This is a genomic window from Agrobacterium albertimagni AOL15 (assembly GCF_000300855.1).
Taxonomy (GTDB): Bacteria; Pseudomonadota; Alphaproteobacteria; order Rhizobiales; family Rhizobiaceae; genus Allorhizobium; species Allorhizobium albertimagni.
Window position 1 is genome coordinate 534,496 of record NZ_ALJF01000013.1, and the last position, 26,466, is coordinate 560,961.

Annotated in this window: 27 protein-coding genes and 1 tRNA gene; 13 read left to right on the forward strand and 15 right to left on the reverse strand. The window is 60.6% G+C overall.

Annotated features, from left to right (window positions below; all coding sequences use genetic code 11):
* Positions 1-94 precede the first annotated feature (94 nt).
* Positions 95-2,548: a penicillin-binding protein 1A gene (locus tag QWE_RS18260; RefSeq protein WP_006727653.1), complete on the forward strand. Its 2,454-nt coding sequence runs from the start codon at positions 95-97 to the stop codon at positions 2,546-2,548.
* Positions 2,549-2,653: 105 nt separating this feature from the next.
* Positions 2,654-3,782, forward strand: a protein-coding gene (gene prfB / locus QWE_RS18265) for a peptide chain release factor 2 (RefSeq protein WP_167539704.1) whose coding sequence is annotated in 2 segments (ribosomal slippage) — positions 2,654-2,722 and positions 2,724-3,782 — 1,128 coding nt in all. Because the reading frame shifts where the segments join, the coding sequence is not laid out codon by codon here.
* A 64-nt stretch (positions 3,783-3,846) separates the two neighbouring features.
* On the opposite strand, the gene QWE_RS18270 is transcribed toward prfB, so the two are convergent.
* From QWE_RS18270 to QWE_RS18280, 3 genes are all read right to left on the reverse strand, one after another.
* Complete coding sequence (locus QWE_RS18270; RefSeq protein WP_052018218.1) at positions 3,847-4,560, reverse strand: methyltransferase domain-containing protein; 714 nt, start codon at positions 4,558-4,560, stop codon at positions 3,847-3,849.
* A gap of 92 nt (positions 4,561-4,652) precedes the next feature.
* On the reverse strand, positions 4,653-5,129 hold the full coding sequence (locus tag QWE_RS18275) for a hypothetical protein (protein ID WP_006727656.1): 477 nt from the start codon (positions 5,127-5,129) through the stop codon (positions 4,653-4,655).
* A gap of 8 nt (positions 5,130-5,137) precedes the next feature.
* Entirely contained in the window at positions 5,138-5,911 is a 774-nt protein-coding gene (locus QWE_RS18280) for an NAD kinase (protein WP_006727657.1), read from the reverse strand.
* A gap of 194 nt (positions 5,912-6,105) precedes the next feature.
* Between QWE_RS18280 and QWE_RS18285 the strand changes: the two genes are divergently transcribed.
* From QWE_RS18285 to QWE_RS18295, 3 genes are all read left to right on the forward strand, one after another.
* A tRNA-Thr gene (locus tag QWE_RS18285) sits at positions 6,106-6,181 on the forward strand.
* A 605-nt stretch (positions 6,182-6,786) separates the two neighbouring features.
* A complete protein-coding gene (locus tag QWE_RS18290; protein WP_006727658.1) occupies positions 6,787-7,281 on the forward strand; it encodes a DUF4365 domain-containing protein in 495 nt (164 codons plus the stop codon).
* A complete protein-coding gene (locus QWE_RS18295) occupies positions 7,278-8,414 on the forward strand; it encodes a hypothetical protein (protein WP_006727659.1) in 1,137 nt (378 codons plus the stop codon). Before QWE_RS18290 ends, QWE_RS18295 begins: the two co-directional genes overlap by 4 nt.
* 63 nt (positions 8,415-8,477) lie before the next feature.
* Here the strand turns inward: QWE_RS18295 and QWE_RS18300 are convergent, their stop codons facing one another.
* The 3 genes from QWE_RS18300 to QWE_RS24500 are packed head-to-tail and all read right to left on the reverse strand — an operon-like array spanning position 8,478 to position 10,901.
* Positions 8,478-8,663, reverse strand: a complete 186-nt coding sequence (locus QWE_RS18300) for a DUF4376 domain-containing protein (RefSeq protein WP_006727660.1) — start codon at positions 8,661-8,663, stop codon at positions 8,478-8,480.
* Positions 8,664-8,679: 16 nt separating this feature from the next.
* Positions 8,680-9,126, reverse strand: coding sequence for a hypothetical protein (locus QWE_RS18305; RefSeq protein WP_006727661.1), 447 nt, complete (start codon positions 9,124-9,126; stop codon positions 8,680-8,682).
* Positions 9,127-9,128: 2 nt separating this feature from the next.
* Positions 9,129-10,901, reverse strand: a complete 1,773-nt coding sequence (locus QWE_RS24500; protein ID WP_006727662.1) for a hypothetical protein — start codon at positions 10,899-10,901, stop codon at positions 9,129-9,131.
* A gap of 294 nt (positions 10,902-11,195) precedes the next feature.
* Here QWE_RS24500 and QWE_RS18315 point away from each other — a divergent pair, with 294 nt between their 5' ends.
* The 4 genes from QWE_RS18315 (at position 11,196) to QWE_RS18330 (ending at position 12,997) form a co-directional block, all read left to right on the forward strand.
* On the forward strand, positions 11,196-11,528 hold the full coding sequence (locus tag QWE_RS18315; RefSeq protein ID WP_006727663.1) for a hypothetical protein: 333 nt from the start codon (positions 11,196-11,198) through the stop codon (positions 11,526-11,528).
* Between the two features lie 197 nt (positions 11,529-11,725).
* On the forward strand, positions 11,726-11,977 hold the full coding sequence (locus QWE_RS26060; RefSeq protein ID WP_006727664.1) for a type II toxin-antitoxin system HicA family toxin: 252 nt from the start codon (positions 11,726-11,728) through the stop codon (positions 11,975-11,977).
* Positions 11,974-12,534 (forward strand): type II toxin-antitoxin system HicB family antitoxin, encoded by a 561-nt coding sequence (locus QWE_RS24505; protein WP_006727665.1) that lies wholly within the window; start codon positions 11,974-11,976, stop codon positions 12,532-12,534. The genes QWE_RS26060 and QWE_RS24505 overlap by 4 nt, the downstream gene beginning before the upstream one ends.
* On the forward strand, positions 12,527-12,997 hold the full coding sequence (locus tag QWE_RS18330; protein ID WP_006727666.1) for a hypothetical protein: 471 nt from the start codon (positions 12,527-12,529) through the stop codon (positions 12,995-12,997). The genes QWE_RS24505 and QWE_RS18330 overlap by 8 nt, the downstream gene beginning before the upstream one ends.
* 35 nt (positions 12,998-13,032) lie before the next feature.
* On the opposite strand, the gene QWE_RS18335 is transcribed toward QWE_RS18330, so the two are convergent.
* From QWE_RS18335 to QWE_RS18350, 4 genes are read right to left on the reverse strand one after another with little or no spacing between them, the layout of a single operon-like run.
* Entirely contained in the window at positions 13,033-16,011 is a 2,979-nt protein-coding gene (locus QWE_RS18335) for a hypothetical protein (protein ID WP_006727667.1), read from the reverse strand.
* The gene (locus tag QWE_RS18340) at positions 16,008-17,576 is read right to left on the reverse strand and encodes a hypothetical protein (RefSeq protein WP_006727668.1); all 1,569 of its coding nucleotides are present in this window, start codon (positions 17,574-17,576) and stop codon (positions 16,008-16,010) included. Before QWE_RS18340 ends, QWE_RS18335 begins: the two co-directional genes overlap by 4 nt.
* Positions 17,577-17,589: 13 nt before the next feature.
* Positions 17,590-18,045, reverse strand: a complete 456-nt coding sequence (locus tag QWE_RS18345) for a hypothetical protein (protein ID WP_006727669.1) — start codon at positions 18,043-18,045, stop codon at positions 17,590-17,592.
* Positions 18,042-18,539, reverse strand: a complete 498-nt coding sequence (locus tag QWE_RS18350; RefSeq protein WP_006727670.1) for a hypothetical protein — start codon at positions 18,537-18,539, stop codon at positions 18,042-18,044. The genes QWE_RS18345 and QWE_RS18350 overlap by 4 nt, the downstream gene beginning before the upstream one ends.
* 594 nt (positions 18,540-19,133) lie before the next feature.
* Between QWE_RS18350 and QWE_RS18355 the strand changes: the two genes are divergently transcribed.
* The 4 genes from QWE_RS18355 to QWE_RS18370 all read left to right on the forward strand — a co-directional run bounded on the left by QWE_RS18355 (position 19,134) and on the right by QWE_RS18370 (position 21,267).
* Positions 19,134-19,358: a hypothetical protein gene (locus tag QWE_RS18355; protein WP_006727671.1), complete on the forward strand. Its 225-nt coding sequence runs from the start codon at positions 19,134-19,136 to the stop codon at positions 19,356-19,358.
* A gap of 50 nt (positions 19,359-19,408) precedes the next feature.
* Positions 19,409-20,053, forward strand: coding sequence for a recombinase family protein (locus QWE_RS18360; RefSeq protein ID WP_040300482.1), 645 nt, complete (start codon positions 19,409-19,411; stop codon positions 20,051-20,053).
* Between the two features lie 99 nt (positions 20,054-20,152).
* Entirely contained in the window at positions 20,153-20,539 is a 387-nt protein-coding gene (locus QWE_RS18365) for a hypothetical protein (protein ID WP_006727673.1), read from the forward strand.
* Between the two features lie 65 nt (positions 20,540-20,604).
* Complete coding sequence (locus QWE_RS18370) at positions 20,605-21,267, forward strand: hypothetical protein (protein WP_157790733.1); 663 nt, start codon at positions 20,605-20,607, stop codon at positions 21,265-21,267.
* Positions 21,268-21,288: 21 nt separating this feature from the next.
* Here the strand turns inward: QWE_RS18370 and QWE_RS18375 are convergent, their stop codons facing one another.
* The 5 genes from QWE_RS18375 to QWE_RS18395 all read right to left on the reverse strand — a co-directional run bounded on the left by QWE_RS18375 (position 21,289) and on the right by QWE_RS18395 (position 26,411).
* Positions 21,289-21,609 (reverse strand): hypothetical protein, encoded by a 321-nt coding sequence (locus tag QWE_RS18375; RefSeq protein WP_006727675.1) that lies wholly within the window; start codon positions 21,607-21,609, stop codon positions 21,289-21,291.
* On the reverse strand, positions 21,609-22,196 hold the full coding sequence (locus QWE_RS25330; RefSeq protein ID WP_157790734.1) for an HGGxSTG domain-containing protein: 588 nt from the start codon (positions 22,194-22,196) through the stop codon (positions 21,609-21,611). The genes QWE_RS18375 and QWE_RS25330 overlap by 1 nt, the downstream gene beginning before the upstream one ends.
* A gap of 283 nt (positions 22,197-22,479) precedes the next feature.
* A complete protein-coding gene (locus tag QWE_RS18385; protein ID WP_006727677.1) occupies positions 22,480-25,170 on the reverse strand; it encodes a DUF3987 domain-containing protein in 2,691 nt (896 codons plus the stop codon).
* A gap of 61 nt (positions 25,171-25,231) precedes the next feature.
* On the reverse strand, positions 25,232-25,465 hold the full coding sequence (locus tag QWE_RS18390) for a hypothetical protein (RefSeq protein ID WP_006727678.1): 234 nt from the start codon (positions 25,463-25,465) through the stop codon (positions 25,232-25,234).
* A 31-nt stretch (positions 25,466-25,496) separates the two neighbouring features.
* On the reverse strand, positions 25,497-26,411 hold the full coding sequence (locus tag QWE_RS18395; protein ID WP_006727679.1) for a hypothetical protein: 915 nt from the start codon (positions 26,409-26,411) through the stop codon (positions 25,497-25,499).
* Positions 26,412-26,466: the final 55 nt, after the last annotated feature.

Genomic DNA, 26,466 nt, shown 5'->3' on the forward strand with positions numbered 1-26,466 from the left:
CTTGCCATCCACCGCATGACGTGCAAAACGCCACAGGGTATGCGAAGCTCTAAAGAAGAGCGCGCGAACCTGAAGCAGAGCCGGTAGCGGAAACATGATCAGACTGATTGGATATCTCTTCGGATTGGCGTCCGTGCTTGCGCTCGGCGTCGCGGCGGTCATCGCCGTCTATCTGATAGGTGTAACCAAAGACCTGCCGGACTACGAGGTTCTCGCCAGCTATTCGCCGCCGGTCACGACCCGCATCCATGCCGGCAACGGCGCGCTGATGGCCGAGTATGCCCGCGAGCGCCGCCTGTTCCTCCCGATCCAGGCGATCCCCGACCGCGTCAAGGCGGCCTTCCTCTCGGCCGAAGACAAGAATTTCTACAACCACCCCGGTGTTGACATCACCGGTCTCGGTCGCGCGATTGTCGTCAACCTGCAGAATTTCGGCTCCGGTCGTCGTCCAGTCGGTGCCTCGACCATTACCCAGCAGGTGGCGAAGAACTTCCTCCTCTCGTCCGACCAGACCATGGACCGCAAGATAAAGGAAGCGATCCTGTCCTTCCGCATCGAGCAGGCCTATTCGAAGGACAAGATCCTCGAACTCTACCTGAACGAGATCTTCTTCGGCTTGAATGCCTATGGCATCGCCGGCGCGGCACTCACCTATTTCGACAAGTCGGTAACAGAACTGACCATCGCCGAAACCGCCTATCTCGCGGCCCTCCCCAAGGGCCCGAATAACTATCATCCCTTCCGCCGCACCGAAGCGGCACTCGAGCGCCGCAACTGGGTCATCGACCGCATGGTCGAAAATGGCTTTGTCGCGCGCGAGGAGGGCGACGAAGCCAAGAAGGAACCGCTCGGCGTCAACCTGCGCCGGACCGGCTCCTCGCTCTTCGCTTCGGATTATTTCGCCGAGGAAGTCCGTCGCCAGATCATCGAACGATATGGCGATCAGGCGCTCTATGAAGGCGGCCTTTCAGTTCGCACCTCGCTTGATCCGAAGATGCAGGTTGCGGCCCGCAAGGCGCTGCAGTCGGCGCTCCTGACATATGATCAGCGTCGCGGCTTCCGCGAACCGATCAAGACCATTTCGCTGGAAGGCGATTGGGGCGTTCCGCTCGCCGAAATCCCCGCGCTTGCCGATGTGCCGGAATGGAAGGTCGCCGTCGTGCTCGACGTTGCCGCCGATGGCGTCGATATCGGCCTGCAGCCAGCCAAGGAAGCCGGCGGCAAGGTCGTCGCCGAGCGTGTCCGCGGCCGGATTGCACCTGGCGATATGGAATGGGCCTTCCGCTCGGCGAGCGCCGATCGCAAGTCGAGCAAGTCGCCCGTTGGTGTCCTCAATCCGGGTGACGTCGTCTATGTCGAAGCCAAGGAAGAGGGTTCGAGCGCCTACCGCCTCCGCCAGTTGCCCAAGGTGCAGGGCGGCCTCGTCGCCATGGATCCGCATACGGGCCGCGTGCTGGCAATCGCCGGCGGCTTCTCTTACGCCCAGTCGGAATTCAACCGCGCGACCCAGGCGATGCGCCAGCCCGGTTCCTCCTTCAAGCCCTTCGTCTACGCCGCCGCTCTCGACACCGGTTACACTCCGGCTTCGGTCATCATGGATGCGCCCGTCGAATTCGTCTCCGGTGGCCAGGTCTGGCGCCCGCAGAACTACGGCGGTGGCTCGGCCGGTCCCCAGACCCTGCGCCTTGGCATCGAGAAGTCGCGTAACCTGATGACGGTGCGCCTCGCCAACGACATGGGCATGAACCTCGTCGCCGAATATGCCGAACGCTTCGGCATCTATAACAAGATGAACCCGGTGCTCGCCATGTCGCTTGGCTCGGGCGAAACCACGGTGATGCGCATGGTCTCGGCCTATGCCGTCTTCGCCAACGGCGGCAAGCAGATCAAGCCGACATTGATTGACCGTATCCAGGACCGTCACGGCAAGACCATCTTCCGGCACGAGGACCGCATCTGCGAGGCCTGTAACGCCGAGCGCTTCACCGGTCAGGAAGAGCCGACAGTCGTCGACAATCGCGAGCAGGTTCTCGATCCGATGACCGCCTACCAGATCACCTCGATGATGGAAGGTGTCGTGTCGCGCGGCACGGCTGCCGGCAAGATCAAGCTTGGTCGCCCTGTCGCTGGCAAGACCGGCACGTCGAATGACGAAAAGGATGCCTGGTTCGTCGGATACACGCCCGATCTGGTCGCCGGCGTCTATATCGGCTTCGACCAGCCGGCCCCCATGGGACGCGGCTCGACCGGCGGTTCGCTTGCAGCCCCCGTCTTCAACGACTTCATGCAGATGGCAACGGCCGACACGCCACCCGGCCAGTTTTTCGTCCCGGCCGGCATGAGCTTCATTCCGGTCAATCGCACCACCGGCATGTTTGCCTATGAGGGCGAGCCCGATACGATCATCGAAGCCTTCAAGCCTGGCACGGGTCCGGCGGATTCGCTGTCGATTATCGGCATGGACGGCTACGCGGCGCCGGAGGAAATCCTGCGTGACTCGCCGCAGGCCAATCAGGCCGTCACCTCCGGTTCCGGCGGTCTGTTCTAATCCAATCCTTTCCATCCGTCGCAGCCCGGCCCTTTACATCAGGGCCGGGCGCAACTATGCGGAAGACCAGATTTTCACCAGTTTCAGAGGTTGAGAACCGAACGCATGCGTAATGAAATCGAAAATGTCGTCGACGAAATCAAGCAGGCCATAAGCCTGCTGAGGAGGCATCTTTGACTGGGACCAGGCGATAAGACGACTGGACTGGTTGAACAATAAGGCCGAGGATCCGAACCTCTGGAACGATGCCCAGGAAGCCCAGAAGCTGATGCGCGAGCGCCAGCAGCTGGATGACAGCATTGCTGGCGTGAAGCGCCTCGAACAGGCGATGAACGACAACATCGAGCTGATCGAGATGGGCGAGGAAGAGGGCGACGAATCGGTCGTCAAGGATGCCGAGGACCAGCTCAAGGCCCTGAAGACGGAAGCTGCCCGCCGACAGGTCGAGGCCATGCTCTCCGGCGAAGCCGATGGCAACGACACCTATGTGGAAGTCCATTCCGGCGCCGGTGGCACCGAAAGCCAGGACTGGGCCAACATGCTTCTGCGCATGTATACCCGCTGGGCCGAACGCTCTGGCTTCAAGGTGGAAGTCCTGGAAGTGCATGACGGCGAAGAAGCCGGCATCAAGTCCGCGACCATCCTGATCAAGGGTCACAATGCCTATGGCTGGATGAAGACCGAATCGGGCGTGCATCGCCTGGTCCGCATCTCGCCCTACGATTCGAATGCCCGTCGCCACACCTCGTTCTCGTCGATCTGGGTCTACCCGGTCGTCGACGACTCGATCCAGATCGAGATCAACGAAAGCGATTGCCGCATCGACACCTACCGCTCCTCGGGCGCCGGCGGACAGCACGTCAACACGACCGACTCGGCTGTGCGCATCACGCATATCCCGACCGGCATCGCGGTTGCCTGCCAGCAGGAACGCTCGCAGCACAAGAACCGCGCCAAGGCCTGGGACATGCTGCGGGCCCGTCTCTACGAGGTGGAGCTGAAGAAGCGCGAAGAAGCAGCCAATGCCGAAGCCGCCTCCAAGACGGATATCGGCTGGGGTCACCAGATCCGCTCCTACGTGCTGCAGCCCTACCAGCTGGTCAAGGACCTGCGCACCGGCGTTGAAAGCACCGATCCGGATAGCGTCCTGAACGGTGAGCTCAACGAGTTCATGGAAGCAGCCCTTGCTCACCGCATCAGCGGCAAGGCTTCGGAAGTGTCTGACATCGACTGATCGCATCGATCAACGGACATGACGTAAAAAGGCGGAGCATCGGGTGCTCCGCCTTTTTTCATGCCTAAGCCGCACGTCTCATCCGCGGCGGATCCGCAGTCGTCTCATCTGCCACGGTATGGCGTATCGCCGTGAAGGACTTGGCAAATCCGAGGAACGTCTCCGTGCAGATCGTGGCGTCTGGAAACAGGTGCTGCATCTGGCGGCGGTCGATAAGCGTGGCGTCCTCCAGGGCGCCCATCGCCTCGTCCAGGTTGGCGGCCTTCGGATAGAACCCCGTGCGCATCAGCAAATGCGCCCGATACCGCATCGGGTCGGGCAGCCAGTGTATGAAGGGCAGCCTGGCATGCGGCTCGATCGGGAAGGAGAAGCTCGGTGTCTGGATCGCGTAGGATGGCGCAAGCCGTCTGGCTTCCGATGCGAAAGCCCGCTTTCTGGTCCACGATCCCACATGTTCGATGACCGAATTGGAGAACACGATGTCGAAAGCATTGTCCTTGAACATCGGAAGCGAGCAGGCATCGCCGATGGTGGTCTTCACGCCTGGCAGATCGATAGTGCCCTGGTCAGGAGAGCCTGAGATGTTGATGCACTCGACAGACGTGTGCACCAGATCGAGGCGCGACTGCCATGTCTGCCAGAATTCAGCCGTGCCGCCGAGATCGACGATGCTGCAGGAACCCTTCATGCGTACGACATCGTCGATCATGCGCCCGAGTTGTTCGATCCGTTTGAGACGGAACCTATTGCCGGACGAAGTGGGGGAGATGTTGAACACGGCGGGTATTCCGTAAGCTTCTTGAGAGGCTAGCCTTAAGGAATCTTAACCGCCCTTGTAAACCGCATAGCTAATAAAGGGTTAACGCAAGCTCAGTTGCTCGCCCGTTCGACCTTGATGTCGCCGAGCTCGTCGATCAACACCGTCCATTCCTCGACACGCTCGGTTTCCGGCGAAGTCTTCAGATAGACGGTGGCGAAGAATCCGGGCGTTGCGGCAACTCCGGTCATGCTTTCGGGACGAATGCCCGTGACATAGGGTTTGATGGCCGTGAACTCTTCGAGTTCGACGCTCTCGACAAGCCTGAGCCCCGCTTCGCCTGAGGCGATCATCTGCAAATGGATGCGCGCCGTCCGATCCGCCTGGCGGATGGCGACCAGCTTGTAGTAGCCCCGTTCGCCGGCCTCGACCGGCGTCTCGACCCCCGCGACGCCTTCCGGCCCCGATTCCCAGTAGCCGCCGCTGATCACGAAGGTGGCGGTCACGGGGAGCTCATCGATCTCGTCTGCGATCACCGGAGCGGAAAAGAGCAGGGGGACCAGGAGGGCGGAGAGGGCGAGAAGCTTCATGGAGAACCTCAATCGGAAAACTGTTCGGCGATGATTCGGTCTGACCATGAGCGGTCGGGATCCGACAGGATGCGCGCCGTCGTGTCCTCCGACTGCGCGATCTCCACTCGAAGAACCGATTTGACCTCCGTGTGGTCGGCCACCGCGTTGACCGGCCGCTTCCCCGGCTCCAGCACCTCGAGCACCACGGTCACCTTGTCGGGCAGCAACGCCCCACGCCAGCGCCGCGGACGGAAGGCACTGACGGGTGTGAGCGCCAGAAGCGGTGCCTCCAGCGGCAGGATAGGCCCATGCGCCGAGAGATTGTATGCGGTCGAGCCGACCGGCGTCGCCACCATCAGGCCGTCGCAGATCAGTTCCTCCAGCCGGACTTGTCCGTCGATTATGACCCGGAGCTTGGCTGCCTGATAGGACTGCCGCAGCACCGAGACCTCGTTGATCGCCAATGCGAAGGATACCGACCCGTCCGCATTGCTCGTCGTCATCTTCAGCGGGTGAAAGTCATTCTCGACCGCCGCCGAGATCCGCTCGGTGAGTTCGTCCGTCGAATAATCGTTCATCAGGAAGCCGACGGAGCCGCGGTTCATGCCGTAGATCAGCTTGCCGCTGTTCATCGTGTCATGCAGCGTCTGCAGCATGAAGCCGTCGCCGCCGAGTGCCACGATCACGTCGGCCTCGGCTGGCTCGGTATGACCATAGCGGCGAATCAGCTCATTGCGCGAAGCCTGGGCTTCGTCCGTATTGGAGGCGATGAAGGCGAGCGACCGGAACGTGCGAGACATGGCGAGCCCTGATGAAATGTCGCCAAGTGGTACATGACATCTACCTGTAACCACAAGCCGTTTTGCCCCGGAATCGGTTCGGCGCGCTGGTGGGCGAAGCATCGGGCCTGCGCTTGGCTATTCACCATTTCCGCTAACCCTGGCCCGATTTTTTGCTTTACCGCAAACCGATTTCCGCCTAAACACCCCGCACTGCCCTTGTAGCTCAGTTGGTAGAGCACCTGATTTGTAATCAGGGGGTCGCGAGTTCGAACCTTGCCGGGGGCACCATAAATTTCAAGCACTTAGCTCTGAAATCGCTCAAATCCTTGTCGCGCCATGTTGCAAATGAGAAACGTTGGTTTCCAATGGTTTTCACTGATGCTCGGCGAATCGACGCGACATGAGCGCGACAAGCGCCCTCGGCAGCCGAAGAAGTTTCTGGAGAGAGCCGGAGAGCGTCAGAAGGTCGCCGCTCGACTGCCAGGCTTGCGCGTCTCGGCCATTCGAGCGATAGAGAGCCCGGCGGCGACATGAACGAATAACCGGGCCATATGCGGCGGCCCACGAGTGACCGCCCATGTCTTCATCCAGGGGAGCCCGCACCCTTGCCGAATACGCCGGCCAAAAGATCCACGTTGAATGCCTGAGATGCGAGATCCGGCGCCGTTACGACGGTGACGCGATGATTGCGCGTGTCGGCCCGGGACGTGGTGATGCCGGATCTGCTTAACCGGATCGCCCGCGGTAACGGCTGCACCTTGAACGACGCGCCGACGCCAAACGGGATCAGGTGTGCGATGCACTATTGTGACCCCGTTGAGACGAGTTCTTCCAAGGTGGAAACTGTTTGCAAATCTCTGTAAGGCATTGTTCTGGGAGAATGAGGGGCGGCAATGGATTCTCTTTTGGCAGCGACTGATATCGAGGAGGCGTTGTCGACGGCGTATGTTCATGCGGTCGCCGCAGCGGCCGGCTATGTCGTTGCCCTGAGAAACTTCGATAGGGACGGCATTGATGTCACAATTGAAGCCGGTGGAGGATTTCGACCGAAGATAGACGCTCAGGTCAAGGCGACGATAAACCTAACGAAGTCGGAAGACGTTTGGAAATTTCCCCTGAAAAGAAGGAATTACGATCACCTCATTATTCAGACGCAAACACCACGCATATTGGTGGTGATGCATCTGCCATCTGAGCAAGTTGATTGGGTGAATGTTGGTATCGATTGCCTGATTCTCAGGAACTGTGCGTATTGGGTGTGTCTTACCGGTTCACCCGCGTCCGCAAATTCGACCACGGTGACTGTTGACGTGCCGTCGAACAATAGATTTGACGTGCCTGGGCTTGTCAGGCTCTTGGAAATGTCCCGGACAGGAACATTAAGATGAACGCCGTGATTGTCGATCCTGAGATCCTAGGTTCGGTTACTCCCTTTGCCCTGATGTCTTACGCGACTACGGAGGGTTGGGCGAGGACTGACCGATACGGCGAGCATTCGGACATCTATGTACGCGAAGGTGGACCGGAGCTTATTATCCCAGGCACCGCACAGCTAGGAGATTATCCAAGGATAGTTGCCGAGATCATTGACGAGTTAGCACGGTTCGAAGGGCGCACGGAAATGCAGGTCTTTAGAGACCTGATTGGGTCGGACCGGGACGTCATCCGTGTAAGGGCACCGGAAGCAGACGACGATGGCTCGGTGCAGGTTGATGCAGGCGTGAACATTTTCGCGCAGGCAAGAGAGATACTTCTGTCGGCAGCCTGCTCCGCGAATGATCCGCGACCCGCATATCGAACCGGGAAGAACAAGGAAGCCACGGCATATATGAACCGCGTGAGGCTTGGGCAGACCGAGCATGGCAGCTTTGTCGTGACGCTTTTCGCACCGGTACCCCCATCACTTGAACCCAAGCAACCTGACTTCTGGCCTGTGCCTACGGAGGAACCCTTCGACCGTCTTGTTACCCGTTATCTAGCTGACGGCCTACAAGCCGCGCACAAAGCCGCTGAGCAGGTTGTCCGGGGGGAAGGAATAAGCGCCTTCCTGAAATCCGTTCAAAGAGGAGTAAGCGCGAACCTGTGCGAGGCTCTGTCGAGCCTCATTGACGTGGGGCAAGGTCTTGATGTCTCCGTAACATGGTCCAGAACCCGACCCACACCTGAAGCTCGGCGCCGGGTCGTCTTCGGGAAGTCGGAGAGCGAAGTTCTGCGCGAAGCAGCACGCGTCCTTCGCCTTCAGGAACCGCGGCCAGACGAACGTCTTGAAGGTTACGTGGTCGGCGCCGGGCGACGTGTGGAAGATGATGACGGACAAGTCACTGTTAAGACGTTCGTGGATGGCAAACCAGTCTCAGTCAAAACGAAGCTTCCGTCAGATCTCTATACGGTTGCACTCGCTGCGCACGACGACAAAAATCCGGTTATGATCACCGGTGATCTCAGAAGAGAAGGTCAGCGCTGGCGCCTCGATAACCCTCGCAATTTGGAAGTCCTTGCTGAAGATCTTGGCGGCGATTGAGCTTCAAATTCGTGCCAACGAATGGCTGCTGAAACGCCCAGCCGCTCGAAAGCAACGCGACAGTCACGCTGATGGCCAGTAGCTGTCGTCATCGTAGTCGACCGGGATCGGGTCTGCCGCCTTCAGCGCGCGCTTAGCCTCGTGCAGAACTTGCATGAACGCTTTGCCGGCGTTGACCAGTTCGATCACCTGGGCAGGGGTCAGATAGTGGTCGCCGTTGTCCCGATCGGTGAGGAATCGAACACGCATGGGCGCGAACTCCAAACTATAGCGCCGCAGCACGCCGCCATAAGTCATCGACCTGCTCGGACGTCATGCCGTACATCGTGCCGAATGCGTCAGTGAGGGGGTGACGGCGTTCGAATGTCGTCGCGCCCTCCAGAAGCATCCGTGCACCGAACCGCTCGTCCCCAGGCAATAATGCGATAAGTGTCTCGAATGCCGCCGGCGCATCGCCGGTCTTCACGGCAGCGAGGGCTTCGGCTTCGGTGATGAGGCCGTCCACCGCGAGAATGTGAAAGAACTGCCGGTCGGAGATGCCTTCCGGTACCGGCGCCGGCGGGGGCTCGAAAGCCGGGATCGTATTCCCGTCTGCCTCCCACTCCGCAATCATCTGTCGATGGCGGTTTCCCATGTTGTCGGGAACGGTCATGCGGACGCCGTCGATGGTGGCCTCGATCAGGCCCGCGAAGTTATAACTGTGAACTTCCATGATCAAAGCTCCACATCCGTTGCCCATTGGACTGAGTGGGTAGCGCCTGATGTCGTCGTGACGTTATTTACGCACGAGAAAGCGCCATCAGAGGTGATATCGACCGACGCCGCTCGGTTCGTGAGCGCGGGGCCATCATAAATGAAGCCCTGAGACCCGTTAAACGGGCTGTAAAGCACAACTGTCGGGTTCGCAGAGCGCTTCTGCACTTTGAACCTTGGTGAGAAGCGCATTGCCCCGATACCGCCAGCCGGGGAAACAGCCGCTTCTTGGCCGTTCGTTGTTGCCGTTCCCGGCGGGACGGTCAAAGAATAGCTCTTTTCAAAGAAGCGCTGACAAAGGGCAATTTCGTGCCCGCGATCACGCGGAGCAAAGGGGTCTTCTTCCGACGTTGCATTCCCTTCCACGAACGACAGCCAAGTCAGATCGTAGTTGCCAGCCTGCCGGGGTGTCATTACGATTGCCGCAGCGGCGAAATCGTTGCCGTTGATACCGAGAAACTTGCCCGATAACGAAGGAACGGTAACACCCCAAGCCCGCCGGTTGGTCGATGCCGAGAAGATCGTCGTCGGGCTCGACCCTGCGAAAGTCATCGGAGTGACAACCTGCGTAGAAGGCGAGCCGCCCGTCCCGAAATTCTGGATGAACTCTGCCGCGAGAGCTTCTGATCCGCTCGGTCCAGACATCCACGCGATAAAGGTGTGGTCAGTCGCCCGAATGCTATCCACGAACTCGATGCGCTGCTCAATGCGAAGCGTTCCGGTGGTCGGAGCGGTGGTGAAGCTGAAGCGCATTGCGTTTCGGGCTTCGCGGGCGAAGCCGCTGCCAAGGGCAAAGGCTACCTGGCTGACTGTAACCGTCTGGTTGGTGTTGTTTGTCACTAGAAACCGGTCGAAGACATAGGCCGAAGCCCCTGCCGCGATCGTGCGCCCGCCGCGCTGAATGATCTGCGCAGCCCCGTTAATCAGCTTGTTGCGGAAACCGGCGAGGACGCCGCCGCCGATATTCGCGAGCGCCTGACCGCGCTCTGTCAGCGTCCGCGACTGCACGGCGTCAAACCGCACAACGGCAATACTGCTAGCCAGTTTCGCAGTCGTGACACTCTCATCAGCGATCTTCGCCGTTGCCACGGCCCCGTCTGCGAGATCCGCCGTGGCGATCGTACCGTTCACGATCTTGGCCGAAGTGACCGAGTTATCGGCCAGCTTCGCCGTCGTCACCGATCCATCAGCGATCGAGCCCGCCGCAGCCGCCAGCGCGACCTGTGCCCAATGATAGGCCGATTTGTTGACCGGGTTCACGCCGTCGTTGACGTCCACGCCGGACGCCGCGCTGGACCACTGGTAGGCATAATCGCGGGCCGTTTGCGCTGCGACACGGGCCGTGTCCGCTTGTGCCTGAGCTATCTCCGTATCTTCGAGGGCGTCGCTAGCATTTGCGGCCGAGCCAGCCGCAGCAGAGGCCGACGAAGCAGCGGCGGCTTCACTTGCTGCGGCTGCCAATTCCGATGCAGCGGCGGCTTCCGCAGAAGCGAGCGCACCGGCGCCGACACCCGCGGCCACTTGAGGGCTGAGACTGTCGATCGTGACGATAGCATTCTTTAGCTTGCCGTCGGATCTACGCACGTCGTTGATCGCGTTCACGATCCCGCCGATCGACTGTTCTACGTTTTCCAGTTCGCTGTCGACCTGGATGCCGGGCAGAGGAGCCGAGGGGTTACTGGCCTGATAGTCGGTGAAGGAGTAGCTACGGCTGTACGGTGTCAGCGGAGGCATATATCGCACCACGTAAACAACTTCGCGGAACTCGCGTCATAAGGCGAGGGAAGGGCGAAGGAGTTGATCTCAGCTTCAAAGAAGCGGTGGTGCGGACTGCTCGATTTTCCGCCGTTTACCAGCACTGAAATCCTACTTGATTTACGTGGAATGTACAAGGAGATCAGCCATCTATCTCCCACAGTTCCTGAGGCCGTCCCTCAGCCTAAGGTCTGTGTGGGAAACCAAGACAACTCTTTATTTCTGAGTACTCCCCGGATAGCTTGCTGCTTGGAAACCATGCTGGGGAGCATCATGAAGAAATACGTCGTCGCCGCGGCAACACTTGCCGCTCTCTCATCCTGCGCCAAACGCCCGGACGCAATCGTGCCAGTCGATATCCCCATGGCCGTGTACCAGGGCCAGAGCTGCCAGCAGCTTGGGAATGAGCTGATCAAGGAGCAACAGAACCTCGCCGCAGTTTCGAAGGCTCAGAATGAAGCGGCCACCGGCGACGCAGTCGGCGTGTTCCTGATCGGCGTACCAATGTCCTCGGCCGTCGGCGGCGACAAGGAAGGTCAGGTTGCCGTTGCGAAGGGGAAGGTTCAAGCAATCGAGAACACCCTGAAGAGCAAGGGTTGCAGCTGATCAACAGTCGATAACTACCCGTACCTCTTCCCAATTTAGGATGACACGATGTAGTTTCACGGAATCACTAGGTTTATTCGCAGGCGGTGGCCATTAACTTGTCCGAAACATTCCCTACATACGATGCGCTGGCGCATGCGACTAAAATTCAGTTGCATCGGAACTGTGGTCGTGGAATAGACGTTAGGTAGCTGTCTATGTCGCGCGCAGAACGACTGCTTCAGGACTTTAGGGCATGCCAAGGACCGTTCCCTTACAAGGAGCTTCTGCGTCTGCTCGGCAACCTGGGTTACTCCGACAAGACGGCGAACGGGGGTTCCGGGCGTAAATTCGTGCATGACAAGACGAAGCACATCATCAGGTTTCACGAGCCGCATCCCGATAAGGAGATAAAGCTATACCTGGTGCGTCAGATACGTGACACGCTCGAAGAGCAAGGATTGATATGAAAACGGTGAACTACAAAGGCTATCAAGCTTCCGTTGAGTTCGAAGACGGCACCCTTTTCGTGAAAGTGCTCCACATCGACGATCTTCTGGTCGCCGAGGTGGATAGAGCATCTGATGCGCAAAAGGCGCTAGAGGACCTCATAGAAGCGTACTTGCTCGACTGTGCAGAGGAAGGGCGAGAGCCGACACAGCCGTTCAAGGGCAGCTTCAATGTGCGGCTTGGGCCTGAGCTACACAAGCGCGCGGCTATGCGTGCCGCCGATGAGGGCATGACCCTCAACAAGTGGATCTGCGTGTCAATCGACGAAAAGCTTGAATGTGGAAAGCTCTCGGAGAGGATCGACGGCGTTTTTTCCAAGTCGAAAGCACATATCGACGCCGCATCGATCGCCCAATGGACGAAAATAATAACATCCCATGCTGGGAGTGATGCGTCCCATGAGTATGGCCGAGAGGTTCGTTTGAATTTTCACCGCTGGAATGACGAATCTCAGGATGACCAAGCGTTGTTGCGCCGTGTAGCGAAAGTGGCGCCAAGAGCAAAGTTCGATGCCTAAGAAGCCGCAGCCAAAGAAAAGTAAGCCGACGTCCGCCATTGCAGGCTTATCGCTGCTTGATATCGATCTCTCTTTCGACCCATCGTTCGAGGATGTTGACGACGTAGAGTTGAACTACAGCTTGGTAGTGACGCCGCCCAAATTTGTCGAAGATTCTTTGTATTTCTTCAACGCGAAGGTAATAATCGGCAAGGGCGAGAAAGGCTCGAAAGCCTACCGCACGGCAATACGGGCTCGTTACTTTTGTGGCCTTCAGTGTGAAAACATGGATGCAGCGGCTGTGGAGCTATCCGCGCGTAAATACGCGCAGACAGTAATATGGGGTAACTTTGCTTCGTTGGCAGCAATAGTCACCCAGCAGATGCGAGCAGAGTTCCCCGTACTACCACCCATGGCAGCCACGGTTCGCGTGGAGGAAGACGTGGAAGAAGGCGACGACGACGTTTTGCTCGAAGCCGACTAAACGCATCTTCTGAGTCACGTGTGAAGTGTAGCAGTCTATCGCGCAATCTCGCGCTCGAAGAAGTCTTCCCATGATCCAGCGCCCTGAGGCGGCCGGGTCACACGCTCGCCCGCTTCGTTGACCTGGGATGCGCCAGCATTCAGCCACTCCAAAGCGGCTTGCACGTCTGAGTTCTCAGCCAACGCGTTGCCGGCTAGCCCGATCGCCTGGGGCGTGAGCGCCGTCATCTGGGCTTGTGCGCCAGGGCTTATGGTTTTGCGGTTGGTGTTGGTCATCCAGCGCCTGAAGCCGGGTTGCGTGATCAAGGCAGCGAGACCACGAGCAACGACGGCGCCCTGGAAAGCACGGCCTGGAGAAGAGAGCATGCCCGTCACCGCAGCGCCTGCAGCAAGTCCGCCGATCGCGCTGGTCGTGGCGTCCCGTTCCTGGCGGCGAGCCGTGATCAGGGCCAGATCCCGCAGCGCCTGGCGGTTTTCAGGCGACACGAGCGCGTTGATCCGATCCGCCTGCTGGCGGCTCACACTGTCCTTGCCCGCCCCGAGGAGTTCCGCGATGCCCTGACTATCTGCCGGGTTTGCTTCGTTGGTCACGAGACGACGCACGGCCGACATGTCGCCACCGCCGCGGCTGATCGCGCTTTCAACGATGTCCGCGACGATCCCGCGCTCGACTTGGGCCTTCATCGGCGCCGGCAGCTTGGTCATGACCTGCAGGGCCTCATTGGGCGAAGCGCGGCGATAGAGCCACGGCACCAACTCTTCGGCGTTCAGCTTGGCAGCCGCGCCGTTCTCGCCCCGAAGGAAAGGCCCGATTGCGCTGTCGCGGTACTGACGGGCGATCTGGTCCTCGGCGACGGCTGCGGCTCGCAATTGGCTCATGATGTTGGGCGTTCCGTTCTGGGATAGCGCCTCGGCGTCGAGATACTTCGATCGGTTCGAGATATCGACGGCCAGATTGCGAAGCTGCTGAGCGTCGGCAACGCCGAAAAGCTCGGTCACGGCTTCATCGTCCAGCCGGTTGAGCCTTTCCACGAGCCCGTCAACGTTGACCACTTTGCGGCCCTGCCGGGTCTGGTCCCGCCCGGTGTCCAGGATCTGCTCGACGGCGCTCCTTCTGGTGGCAGCCCATTCGCGGCTGTCAGCTCCCATCAGGTCGCGGGTCTCGCGGATCACGCCGGGCGCACCTCTGCCAGTCAGCAGCCGCTCGACCAGCTTGTTGTCTTCCACAAAGCCCGATTGCGTCGGTTCGCGGTAGGTCTCCGCGATGCCCTTGCGGTTGAAGCGGTCGATGTTCTGCGCATAGAACCGGTTCGCCTGGGAAAGCGCCTGGCGCAGTTGCGGCGTTCCGGCACGGGCAACGCTGTCATCAATCGAGCGAGAGATCGCCTGGTTCAACTGGTTCAGGTAGCGTTCCGGCACCCCAGGCATCAGAGTTTTGTCGTCGATCGCGTCCATGATCAGGGATCGCATCTGGCGAGCCTGCTCAATGGTCACGTTCTCGGCAATGTCATCGACGCCAAGCAGGAAGCGGGAAAGTCCCTGCGGCGTGAACCGGTTGCTCGGGCTGCCGTCAGCAGTCGGAGGCAGCGCCTCCCGGATGCGGGCCACCTGATCCCGAACCGGGCCGACATTCACGATTGCGTCCTGACCGCCGGGAGCGGCGCGCGCGGCATCATAGAGCCGCTTCGCCTCGTCCTTGAACTCCTGCCGCGCACGGTCCAAGCCTGCACGGGTCTGCTGGCCGGCGCCTTCAGCCGACATCAGCGGGCCTTGCCGCTCGGTCAAGCTGGCCTGGTTCCGGTCAATAGCCTGATCGGCGCGGGTCAGGGCCTGCTCACGGTCGATCGTCAGATTTTGCCTCTGCGTCGAAAGCTCGCCCACAGCCTCCCGTCCGACCTGGTTCGGATCCACGCCGCCGGCCAGATCATCCTGGAAGCGAGAAACAGCCTGATCGCCGCGCTGGCGATATTGACGCATCGCTTCGCTCGATCCGGGGAGCTTTTCAAGCATGCCTTCCATTCGGGGGATGAACCCGCCCGCGCCCTCTTCGGATGCCAGCGGGGCGATATCATAGCCCTGGGAGCGCAGGCGTTCGGATGCCTGCCGGAATTCAGTCGCGATGGGATCGGATGCCGACTTGGCAAAGGGGGCTTTGGCCCAATTCGTCGCGCCGGATGCCAGCCTGCCGGCCCCGCCGAAGATGGTCCCAAGGAGCGCGTCCACGCTGGCCTCTCCAGCCGCGCGGGGCAGAACGTCGTCAACAATCGACGGCTCGACTTCCCGGTTCTCGGGAAAGAGGCGACCGACGGTCTCGCCGACCATCTGGGCGCCTGCGGCAGACATGACCGCCGAAGCGGGGATGCCCACGGCGGGGCTGACGGAATAGGCCGGCACGGATGCCGCCGCGCCGCCAATGGCCCCGACGAGATCAGGCACGCCGCCGGACATGCTGGCAATATCGCCCATGTCGATGCCTGGCGGATTGAACAGACGCTCGATGCCGTCCTTATCCCGAACAACACGCCGATCGGTCGGATTGCCAAACTGGTCGTTCAGGACATACCAGCCTTCATTCTGCGCGCCGTAGGTGTTCGTCAGATAGCGATCGCGGGCTTCAGGCGTGTTCAGGAATGAGGAGTAGGCCCGCTCGCTGAGCGGAGCCCCGCCCGGCTGAATGCCCGGATTGGTCGCCTCGATGTGGCGGTTTTCCTTGATGCCCGCGACGGCCTGCATTCCCGAGCCGAACAGCTCGCCCGCAGAGATCTCAGAAGGCGGCATGCCGAAAATGCTGCTGAGAACGCTGTCGGCCATGTCGAGCGGTGCGCCCATAACCGTGCCGGCGGTATCAATTGCACGCTCGGCGCGCCCCGGCGGCGGGATCGCGGGCAGATCGGGACCACCCGGAACGCCCCGGCTGTCTCGGCGGTCTTCCGGCCGGATTTCCATCTGTTCGGCCTCGGTGCGGCGGCGACGAGCGCGGGCGAGAGCAAGGGCTTTCTGCTGTTCAGGGGTCATTGTCCGAAAAGCCTCTTCTCTTCAGGGGTCAGGAATTCCCAATCGGCTGGATCAACTCCGGGCGGTGGCGACTGAGGCGAGGCGGGGGCCTGCGCGGGCTGGTTCGGTTGCAGGCTGTCCATTCCCGGAACCCGCGTCGGGCCGCCCCGGCTGGTGCTGAGCATGGTCTCAACGTAGGTCTGTGCCAGTGCCGGCGAGATTGCGCCTTCATCGACAAGCTGGCCCACGACTGCGCGATTGATCGGGGGCAGGGCTTCGCCGCCTTCGGCCAGCGTACCGGCGAACTTCTCGCGATAGGCATGCAGGACTGTGAGCGCTGCAATCTTCGCCCTTGCGCCGGGCAAGCTCTCGCCCAAGCCCTTGCCGGCCATGACCTCTTGGGCCATGCGCCGATCGGTATCAGAGATCCGGCTGTCACCGGCCAAGCTGCGGGCCAGTCCCATGGTGGTTGCGGTCATCTGAGCCCGCATCGAGGTCACGTCGCCGCGGGCCACCTCGGGCCAGATCTGGGCGCCATAGTTCGTCAGAAGCTCATTGAAGTTACCCGCAACGCCGACATCAGAAGCCGAGATGTTGTCGAACAAGGTCTGAAGCTCACGTGCGCTGCGCGCTGCTGCGTCCCGCTGGCCCTGAAGCTGTGTCTGCTGGCTGACCGTGTTGCCGGTCCCGCCCGTCGTGAAGCGGATGCCGCCCTGGCCATCGGCCTCAAGGGACATGCCGCCGCCAGTGCCTTCCTTGCGGATCACGTTCGTCACGACCTGGCCGTTGTTCGCGTTCACGATCCGACCATCTGGCCCGACGATGCCGGGGAAGCGGAATTCCTGCCCATCGGGGCCGACTGCCAGATAGTTGTCGACGCGCTCGGCGCTGGCCGGCTCATAGGGCTGAGCCCCTGTCCTTGTCGCTGCCCCTGGCGTCATGAAAGCGGGCTGATTGGTGCGCGGATCGATTGCCTTCACCGGGGCTTTGTCGCCCATGATGGCGTCCATCAGGTCGGCGTCTGTCAGACGGCCGTTGTCGAGCAGGCGCTGGTTCTGCTGAGCGGTCCATTCCGTTTCGCTGAGCGGCTTGGGCGCGCCCTCCAGGATCTGCATCAGGTCCGTTGCTTCAACGGTCAGGGAAGGCAAAAAGGCCCGCTGGCCTTGATTGAGGACCACCGGAGAAGCCATCTGGCGATCCATCGCAGCCGCTTCCATCATGCGGCGCTCTTCCAATGCGCGCAGGTTATCAGCGGTGTTGTTCTGGAGCGACGTCGCGGCCTGAGTGTCGTACCCGTAACGCTGCGTCGCGTTGCCCTGATCTACAGCGTAGTAGCCCTGCGACGGGTTCCATCGGCCGACTGCCTGCCCCATTCGGTCGAAGCGTGTCTGGTCAAGGTTCGGGTCTTGCGAATACTCAAAAAGTCGACCGAGATTGTTCATCTCAGCGCGGCGCGCATCGGCCGTCGCATAGGCGGCTGCGTCTGCACCGCTCTCCATGCCCATGGCGGGAGCGAACAGCGACGACAGGTTTGCGGCGGCTTGAGCCATAATTGGGCTGTTGAAATGCCGATTTTTCGAAATCATGGCGTCGGTTCCTTCAGTGCGCCGTCATCGGTTCGGGATGGAACACGGCGGCGAGAGGGTTGCGGCTGATAGCGTGGGCAAGATCGGGCTGATTGCAGGCAGCGACGAGGCTGCGCAGATGCAAGGCCCGGATCTCGGCTTCGAACAGCCGAGTGAAGGCCAACAACCACAGAAACCTGTCAGGGTCCGAAGCTGTCAGAGCCGCAGAGGCCGCGCCAAGCGCGTGATAGACATGCTCGGCAGGAAGCCGGCCCATGAGCGCCGGATCGGCGACCACCTGCGGGGCTACTGCGAACAAGAGCCGCTGAGCATCAGCCGCGAGGGTCTGATCGAGCCCGCCCAAGCTGGTGGCCGCGATCATTGCGGAAAGGCCGTCAGCGCAATTCAGAAGGGCATGCTTGCCCTCGGCTGCGTTGCTGAGCTTGGCGACGGCAATTTCGAGGCATTCGTTCCCGGTCTTGGTGCTCATGCGAACAACTCGGCCTCGTTAGCCGCCTTTCCGAGTATCTGGTCGATGGTCCCATGCTCACGATCTCGCCGGCGCCTTTCGAGGTTCTGGCGGTGTTCGGCAATTCGGGCGTGGTGGATGAGGATCTTCACGCGGGTGCGGTCATCGATGTACCGGTCGGCGCTGGTGTCTTCTTTGTCGATCGCCTCGACCAGCCGCGCGGCGGCCAGCAGGCCTTCGGTCAGATGCTCGGCCTCGATCTTTCCCATGTAGGGGTCAGACGTACCCCACCGAATAGCATTTCCAAGTGCTCCGTAGACGCCAGCGAGCAGATCCCGCGTCGGTCGGCTGTCGGGCAGCTCGTACCTCTCGCGCCGGGGGTCGGAGAGGTCCAGAATGGTCCCAAGACCCATCTGGAGATTGAAGGTCCAATCCGATTGCCCGCCGACCAGGCGCAATTGCTGAATTGCGTGAGCCGCACTCTGATTTGCTGCCTGTACTGCGATGCCGTCCACGGTGCAACCTGCTTCGACGTTGATGTTGTCGAAGTTTCGGCTGTGCTGACTGACTGATCTACCCCTCCGTTTCCGGAGGAATACTGCGAAGGGTTCGGCGGGATCAAAGGGGCGCATGGCTGCATCGCATGGTCACGAACTGGCGCGTCGGCGGAGTGCTGACGGGTTTTGTTCGATTGACGAGAGCCCGAGACGGGCGGCGATGCGACTGCTCGATTTTCGCGGTTTACCAGCGACACGAATGTAGCAGGAAACAGCTCCCGAAGCCAGCGGGGCGGGTGCGTTTTGAGAGGTCCGAACATCCACGAAATCGCAAATTTCTAGCGGCGCGGCCCGGTGGGGGTCAGATGCGCGGGCGACTATGTGCCAGGGGTGCGGGCGGGGGCGCAGGGTAGCAGCGGTGCGGCGCGGGCGCTGCTGCGTTGCGGCCAAGCGTGGCGCGTCAATGCTATCAGGGCCGTCTCATGGTGTCCGCTAGGGCATACCGTAGCGTAAATGCATTTTCGGTCACTTTTTACGTACGTACGGGTTGACATACAGTCAACGGTCATGATTGTATACGGTCACAACCCAAGCGTACGAAGGAGAGACGCTATGAACATTGCCCATGCTGAACAGATGCTCCGTGAATTCGCCATGCTCCAGCACGAAGTGCGCGAGACAATCGCATCGGGCGATCTGGCGACGACGAGGGACGCTCTGGGAGAGATCGAAGCCATTTGGATGCACTGCCAGTGGCCCCGCCTTCGCGAAGCTACCGCGACCTTCCTGCGCAACCATGCCGAATACGCCGACGCCTATTGCGTCGGGGTGATGTGAGCCATATCCATTTCAACCAAGGAGGGCCGGCGCAAGCCGGCCAATTCATCATGAAGACAGTTCTATATTGCCGGGTCTCCACCACAGAGCAGACCCTAGCCCACCAACAGACCCAAGCTGAAAAGGCTGGGTTCGTCTTTGACCGCGTCGTTGCCGATCACGGCGTCTCAGGCTTCAACGTCAAGATGCGGGACCGACCTGAAGGACGAAGGCTTTTCGACATGCTGCGAGAGGGCGACACGCTCGTGGTGCGCTGGGTTGATCGCCTTGGGCGAAACTATGCGGATGTGACAGAGACGATCCGCGAATTCATGGCCCAAGGGGTCGTGATCAAGACTGTGATCAACGGCCTGACCTTTGACGGCTCGACCAAAGATCCCATGCAGATGGCCGTGAGGGATGCGATGATCGCCTTTATGGCTGCGTCGGCCCAAGCGCAGGCGGAAGCGCTCAAGATAGCCCAGAAGGCCGGGATTGAGCATGCCAAGGCGGAAGCGGCCCAACGGACGAAAGTCTACCGGGGCCGGAAGCCGAGCTTCGATCGAAAGACACTGGCGAGAGTGATCGAGATGCTGGCGGAAGATGCCGGGGTGACGGCGATCGCCGACGAAACCGGACTGACACGCCAAACGGTTATGCGGATCCGATCCGATCCGGGCGCCGCCGATAAGAACCTGAGTGAGTGGGGCTTGTAGCCGTAACCCCGCCTTTGCCACGTCTCGGGCGCGTTGATTGACGAAACGCGCCCGCAAGGGCATTTTGCAGGAGCGCCACAACCTGGAAAGGCGTCTGCTATGGCCCACATGCCCGATAATCTGGTCTCGAACACGATGGCGTCACGCCAGGCGCGCGGCGTCGTTTACGTGGGGTTGGCCTTTCTTACTCACTGTGTGATTTGGGCCGCCATTCCGGCGCCCTTTGCGCTCGCGTTCTCCGCTGCGTTGATACTGGTCGAGCGGTTAGCTGGAGAGCTTGCGGATACCGTTCTTGGTGCCGTCGCGGCCCGTGACGAGGTCGCGTCGAACCTTATGGGCGCACGGCCCGCAACTGGCTTTCGTGATGAGCTGAAATTCGAGCTATTTGGCCCATCGGCCGCCATAGGTTTGGCGGTGCTGGCAGCGGTCGCGGGTCTTCTACTGAAGCCATGGCTTGCAACGGGTTTGCAGTGGCTGGGTGCATAGATCCCGACGCTGAACGGGCGAAGCGCGAAGAGTTCGTTGCCCTCGTGACATGCGGCATTCAGGTGATGCTGCAAGATGCCTATTCGCAACCGGGCCTCGATACAGAAGGAAAGGCGCGAGCGCTCAGCATTTATACTCTGAGCCTCGCTGACGCCCTGTCGGCCGCAGATAGAATCCCGAGTGACCGATCAGCGTCGAGTGCTGCTCTCGATGTGCTCGACCACGTATTCGGCGGCATTCACTCTCCAGAAACTGACCCGGATCGCTCTTGGCTGGTTGAGATACGGGAAGGCAAACGCCGCAAGCATCGAGCTTACTGGGCTGGGTATCAGCCGCACAGCGTGGTGCGAAAGCGCGTTGCGCAGATGCGCGCACCGATCAAAGCCCCCGGTGATTCCAAGCAGCCGACGCCGCCGGATTCCCCGGGGCTTTCGCAACCTACCACCCCGACGCCGACTGAGCGCTACCACGCCAGAACACGAGCGGCGCGGGTCGAACGGATAGCAGACCTTCATAAGACCCCGAACGCCCGAAAGATTTTGAAGGCCATTCATGCTCGCGGATCGATGCAACTGAAGGACATCAGCCCGCTGGTCCCGAAGATGAAGCGTCTCGCGTTGCGCGCCGTCATGATGCAACTGCGGGAAGGCGGTTGGGTCGAAAGTGTAGGGCAAGGGGGCGGCGCGGCCTGGACCGGCACCGACCAGCTTAAGAACTCGAAGATCTGAGGGAGGCACTAACTGCCACCCTCATTCGAAAACGCTGCCCTCGGCCCCGGCTTCCATGAGGGCGAGGAATTCACGGCGCTCCCGCTCGATCTCTTCACCTGCCGCTTTTAGCTCGGCGGCCGTCATCTCATGGAGAGCCTTGGGAGGTTCATTGCCGGTGGTCGCATAGAGCCCGTTCCCACGCGCAAGCGCGCTCGCGGCTGCCGCTCGGCTGTTGGCCGGAGCGGTCTTGTCCTCGGCAAGATCGATCAAGGCGTTCACTGCCGCTTCCAGCCCACGGGTGCGCAGTCTTCGAATTGCTCTTGCGCGTGCTGCGTCTTCTTCATCGTGCTCGACTGTCATCAGTCAAAAACCCCTGTTGTCGCTTGCTGTTCTGCCTGGGCCAAGGCCCGGTATCGATCGCGCTCGGCTTCCAGATATGCAGCGTGCGCTTGTAGCGCCGCCAATTCCGGCGAGGCGGGACGCTCGGGCTGTTCTGTCAGCGCCTTGAACTCTTGCGCGATTTTACGGTCGGCGCGCTTCCGCTGCCGTTCGGCCTTTGATCCTGGTTTGTGACTGCGCTGCCATTCTTGGTGTTTGGCTCGCTGTTCGGGCGTCGTCTTCGCCAGGCGTCGTTCTTTGCGGCGGCGGTCCCGCTCGGCTCGCTTCAGCTTTTCATTCAGCTTGCGTTGCCAGTCCTTCGAGGTCGCGGCGGGGTACTGCAATTTATGCCATTCGTCACCGGAGGGTACAGCGCCACCGTGCCACCTGCATTTTTGCTTCCCCGCAACTGCCGGGTTTCCGCACGGCTCGCCCGTCGATCGGCTTGTTCCGTTGCACTTCGGTAGGTGCGGGCGAACCTCCTTGTTGAAGCGATCAAGGACGGCCCGACCAACTTCTTTCAGGCCGTGGCTTGCCCAAGCCTTCTGTCGGGGTGTGCGTTCAGCCATTCCGCGCCCCCTGTTCAATGAAGCGTGTCCATGGATTATCGCGGCCTGAGCATCCTGAACGGATTGCGCCACCGATCCTACGGACAAAACGTCCAGACCAGACAGCCCAAACCATGCTGCGGCATTTGCGGCTTGCGCGCGCGGTTAGATTTTCACATCTACAATTAGTTCCCACGGGGGTTCTGGGAACGAAGAGTAAAGAAGAGAGAGAAAAGGCAATCTCTATCTCGCGCACACAAGCCGCATTTGCCGCAAAACTCTGTCTGGTCACGTTAAATGTCTCCTATTTTCCGGACGTTTCGTCCGTGAGCCATCTTTTGGCCTGCGCGGACTTCTCGATAGCGGCTCGCTTGGCCTCTCTATCTCTGCGCTCCCACTCAGCACGGGCCGCAAAACGCGCATGGATCGTGGGATTGACGCTGCACCGGGCCGGGCCGTCCGTTCCTTGCTCGGCGGTCCTTAGCCAGCCAACGCTTTCGAGATCCTTGAGGATACGAGCACGAAGCCGCCGATTAGCATCTCCCCGTAAGCTGGTTCGAGCATCGTAGAGCGTGCGATGGCTGACGCTGTCCACCTCGGGATGCGTCAGCAGATAGCCTGCGAACCAGCGGCTCTCTTCAGCGTCCTGCCCGAGATCGAAATACTGCCGGTAGAACGTCATCGAGTGGCGAAGCAGGAACCGGGCGAAGTTGCCGGCGCGTTCGACCGTCGCCCTGCTGATCTGCAATGTGGGCTCGCTCAGGCCGTAGCTGGCGAACATGTCGACGCAATGGAACGTAAGAATGAGCCGCGGGAAGAACTTGCCCCACTTTTGGATATGCCCCTGCCATGCGAGCGGCATTCCGACGAGACCCTTCAGCTCGTCGATGTTCTCGGCTGTCTTGTTGAACAGTTCCTGAGCGGCTTCATCCATGCGCACCGCCGAAGGATTGTCGTATTCCGCCGCTACCAGCGCCCGAAGGAGAGCCCTATAGTCGCTCGCTGCTCTCGCGTCGGGCGCTTCATCGATGCTCTTGCGGGCCTTGCCGTCGTCCAGCACGAACAGGAACCGTTGCAGCATGCCGTCCGCGCCCAGATTTCGGGCGGCCTGGGCGATCTTCTCCGGCTGCGTACCCGCTACAATGCCCATAAGGGCCTGCTCGGCGCGGATCGAGCCAGCGCCTACACGGTCAAGGATGATCGGATCGCCGTCGAATAGGCGAAGCATCTGGGTCCGATCACCGTCACCGCTGGCCTTGTACGCTCCGAAGCTGCCGAAGAAGCCCATCAACTCGTCAGGGGTGCGGAGCAATCCACGCGGGTTGTCCGCATGAATTCGGGCTTGCATTTCAAAGGTCACGTCATCGACCGCGATGCGGCGTGTGATTGGCTCATCACCCGGCGGGGGTGCTCCCTTGCCCTTCTTGTGTGCCTGGGCTTGCGCAGCCCAGATGTCATGACGTGCCTTGAACTTTCGAAAAAACTCGCTGTCGATATCTCGCAGCGGCCGAGTAGCTGCGCTGATCGTCGGGGTCTTCACGCGCCCCGGATCAGCCACAAGCGCCAGCCACAACGACGCGGGCTCGGTCCAGCCAGTGTCCCGCTGCTTGACCTGGATGCGCAGCGAAGCCCCAATTGCGGCCGCTGTGACGCCGATCGCGGCGGATGCGGCGAAGGCCAGCGAAACGCCTTTGCGTCGCGCTTCAGAGCGGGCGAAGCGGTCGATGATCGGCGGCAACGCGTTATCAGGAAGATTGCCGAGATCCATCGGGTCTTCATCGCCGAAGATGTCGAGCGGGTCCGGCCAATCTGAAGAGAATTCCCGAACTTCCTCGAAGTAGCCCGCCCGCTCAGCAATGATCGGCGCGGCGCCGCGGCCCCAATCCCGCGAAAGCTTGTATTTGGTGATGTCGTCGAGGGCATCGCTCTGCTGGTCCCACACGTGGATGAGATCAGCGAAGTCTTGGGCTGTGAATTGGACATCCGCGCAGTAGGCCAGGCCCTTCGCCAAGCTGAAGCGAAAGCCGGATTTGCTGCTGTCGGGACCGTACAGAGAACTGGCGTCGCCGTTCCAGATATCTTTCAGTCGAGGGTATTGCTTCAGAGCCCTTTCGAACTTGCTGCGCAATTCGTCGGGCAGATCGGTGTAGTAGACCGACGCACGAGCGAGGCCCATGTCGATCTCTGCCGAAGCCTCAGACACGAGCTTATCCGTGTCGGCCTCTCGCTCCGGCTTCTGAAGCGGAGGCGCATACGCAGCAAGACGGTCGAGCGTAAATGTCGCTTCGTGGGCATCCACTAACCTAGCGATCAAGACCGTGGTGCGCCCACGTGCTCGCTTTTTGGCGTCGGGTATATTCTGCGTCCCCGGCAGTCTCAGAATGCGATCGATATTCTGCACGCTGTCGCCAACGAACAGCGCGGCGAGGCCCCGCCCTTGCTCTTCAACTGCTTTCTGGAAGGTGCTGGCGTCGAGCTTTTCGGCAAGCTTCCAAAGAAACTGAAAGCCGCCGCCGCTGTCGAGTGTGACGCTCGGCCGCATGCTATGCTTCAGCACCTGGGGGACGTACTGCTCCAGCTCGCTACGCGCCTCGGGAAATGGGAGCGATTTGTCGGGGTCTTTGTCCACGAACACGGCGCGGATAAAGGCGATATCGTCCTTCGCCAGCTTTCCATCGGCGCTGTTAGGCTTGGGGGCGTTGACGCTGAAATACAGGTTCGCTTTGCCGTCCCACGCGTCAACGTAGGCGGCGATCTCTGCCCAAGAACCAGGCGCGAAGGTTTTGCCGTCAGTGTAGCCGGTCTGGGGATTGATCCTGACGACGTTATGCCAGCCTGTCGGGTCGTAACCCTGCAAGAATTCAGCGGCAGTTGCGCCCGCTTCTGAACGTTTGGGCGGAGGGGCTGCGTTCGCCTTGCTCGCTTCCCACGAGGCCGCACTGCCCTGCGGCCGCAACGATGCGTTGCGATTTTCGATGGCTTCTGCTATGTTCATTGTACCTGCTTTCGATAGACCCGAGACGCCCTGCCAGGCGCTCGGGTTTGCTTTTTCTGGGCTATGCGTTGTTGACTACGAGCCGCAGTAGCGGTCTCGGTTTCACGGCAGCCCGCGCCCTGATGAGGATCGCGAGGCATTCCGCATCAATGAGTATTCGGCCTTCGCTGCGGTCGCTTTCGAGCTTGCCGCATTGGGCAAGGCTGCGAATGTGGCCGGCAGACCAGCCGGAACGTGCCACGGCTTCCCGGACCGTGATGAAGTCGATGGGTGGCAATGTGCTGATTGAGCGCATGGGTCGTCTCCTGTTCTGCGAACGATGAGGTTCAGCCTGCGGAGTTCGCGGTTCTAGTCCCGGTTTGGCGGCTGTGAGCAGTCGACACATCCAGGTCCTGAAGTACCCAGGCCGGCAGATCGAGCGCAGCGTGGATCGCTTGGGCTAGGTCAGCTCCGTACAGGCCGGCGAAGCGCTTGCCCGCTCGTGCCTTCGCGTAACAGCGCTCAAAGGACTGCATCGGCCAAACGATGAGGCTCCTGAACAGTGCGAGCCGCAGTTCCTCGTCTTCGAAGCCGCGGAGCGCGTCGAGCCTTCTGCCGATCACCATCCAATCGTAAACGCTGCAATCCCACAGATGCGGGATCCCCTTGACCCGGACGCGCTCAAATTCGCGGCGATGCCGGAGAGCGATCGTCTCGATATCGTCGAAGACCCCGTGGCTCTCGGCTGCATCCCGCACGTTCTTTGTCGTCAGTCGGCGGTTCGCTTCTGATTTCGGAATGCCGTCGGCAAGGTACTCGGCTGACTTCGCGTAGATCGCGTTCTTCGAGGCGGCAGGATCTTGGCACTTGATCTGCATTGCTGTGAACGCGATGACTGCCCGGCTCGGCCGCAGGGGTAGGTGCGCCGGCACTTCTCGCCGCCGATTGCCCTTCTTCGGGCGCGGCGCCAGCAATTCATCCAGCTTGTTCGAATAGTAGCGTGCGGCCTCTTGGCTTCGGAGAGCTGCGAGCTCCACGGCAGCAAAGTGATCGATTGTTTCGGGAGGGGCGGATCCCAATCGGGATGCCACATCCTTGCGGATCTGGTCTTTCAGAGCTTCCACAAAGGCGGGATCCTTGCAGTGAGGCGACTTGTCTGCGTCACCAGCGCACCAGATCAACACACATTCTTCGAGGAAAGCCTGACGGCTTTTGGGATGCGGCTTGAAATAGCTGCCGCTGCTTCTCTGCGCGCCGGTCATTGCTGTACCCGGCCGGGATAGGGAGATGCGAAATACTGCATGGTTTCACCTCTGC

Coding starts and splice junctions, on each gene's coding strand:
- QWE_RS18280 (WP_006727657.1), bottom strand. CDS start 5,911: ATGTCTCGCACGTTCCGGTCGCTCGCCTTCATCGCCTCCAATACGGAC.
- QWE_RS18305 (WP_006727661.1), bottom strand. CDS start 9,126: ATGGAAGTTCACAGTTATAACTTCGCGGGCCTGATCGAGGCCACCATC.
- QWE_RS26060 (WP_006727664.1), top strand. CDS start 11,726: ATGTCGCGCGCAGAACGACTGCTTCAGGACTTTAGGGCATGCCAAGGA.
- QWE_RS18375 (WP_006727675.1), bottom strand. CDS start 21,609: ATGACAGTCGAGCACGATGAAGAAGACGCAGCACGCGCAAGAGCAATT.
- QWE_RS18260 (WP_006727653.1), top strand. CDS start 95: ATGATCAGACTGATTGGATATCTCTTCGGATTGGCGTCCGTGCTTGCG.
- QWE_RS18360 (WP_040300482.1), top strand. CDS start 19,409: ATGAAGACAGTTCTATATTGCCGGGTCTCCACCACAGAGCAGACCCTA.
- QWE_RS18315 (WP_006727663.1), top strand. CDS start 11,196: ATGAAGAAATACGTCGTCGCCGCGGCAACACTTGCCGCTCTCTCATCC.
- QWE_RS18340 (WP_006727668.1), bottom strand. CDS start 17,576: ATGATTTCGAAAAATCGGCATTTCAACAGCCCAATTATGGCTCAAGCC.
- QWE_RS18330 (WP_006727666.1), top strand. CDS start 12,527: ATGCCTAAGAAGCCGCAGCCAAAGAAAAGTAAGCCGACGTCCGCCATT.
- QWE_RS18355 (WP_006727671.1), top strand. CDS start 19,134: ATGAACATTGCCCATGCTGAACAGATGCTCCGTGAATTCGCCATGCTC.
- QWE_RS24505 (WP_006727665.1), top strand. CDS start 11,974: ATGAAAACGGTGAACTACAAAGGCTATCAAGCTTCCGTTGAGTTCGAA.
- QWE_RS18370 (WP_157790733.1), top strand. CDS start 20,605: ATGCTGCAAGATGCCTATTCGCAACCGGGCCTCGATACAGAAGGAAAG.
- QWE_RS18335 (WP_006727667.1), bottom strand. CDS start 16,011: ATGACCCCTGAACAGCAGAAAGCCCTTGCTCTCGCCCGCGCTCGTCGC.
- QWE_RS18385 (WP_006727677.1), bottom strand. CDS start 25,170: ATGAACATAGCAGAAGCCATCGAAAATCGCAACGCATCGTTGCGGCCG.
- QWE_RS18275 (WP_006727656.1), bottom strand. CDS start 5,129: ATGAAGCTTCTCGCCCTCTCCGCCCTCCTGGTCCCCCTGCTCTTTTCC.
- QWE_RS18365 (WP_006727673.1), top strand. CDS start 20,153: ATGGCCCACATGCCCGATAATCTGGTCTCGAACACGATGGCGTCACGC.
- QWE_RS18390 (WP_006727678.1), bottom strand. CDS start 25,465: ATGCGCTCAATCAGCACATTGCCACCCATCGACTTCATCACGGTCCGG.
- QWE_RS18295 (WP_006727659.1), top strand. CDS start 7,278: ATGAACGCCGTGATTGTCGATCCTGAGATCCTAGGTTCGGTTACTCCC.
- QWE_RS25330 (WP_157790734.1), bottom strand. CDS start 22,196: ATGGCTGAACGCACACCCCGACAGAAGGCTTGGGCAAGCCACGGCCTG.
- QWE_RS18300 (WP_006727660.1), bottom strand. CDS start 8,663: ATGCGTGTTCGATTCCTCACCGATCGGGACAACGGCGACCACTATCTG.
- QWE_RS18395 (WP_006727679.1), bottom strand. CDS start 26,411: ATGACCGGCGCGCAGAGAAGCAGCGGCAGCTATTTCAAGCCGCATCCC.
- QWE_RS18345 (WP_006727669.1), bottom strand. CDS start 18,045: ATGAGCACCAAGACCGGGAACGAATGCCTCGAAATTGCCGTCGCCAAG.
- QWE_RS18290 (WP_006727658.1), top strand. CDS start 6,787: ATGGATTCTCTTTTGGCAGCGACTGATATCGAGGAGGCGTTGTCGACG.
- QWE_RS24500 (WP_006727662.1), bottom strand. CDS start 10,901: ATGCCTCCGCTGACACCGTACAGCCGTAGCTACTCCTTCACCGACTAT.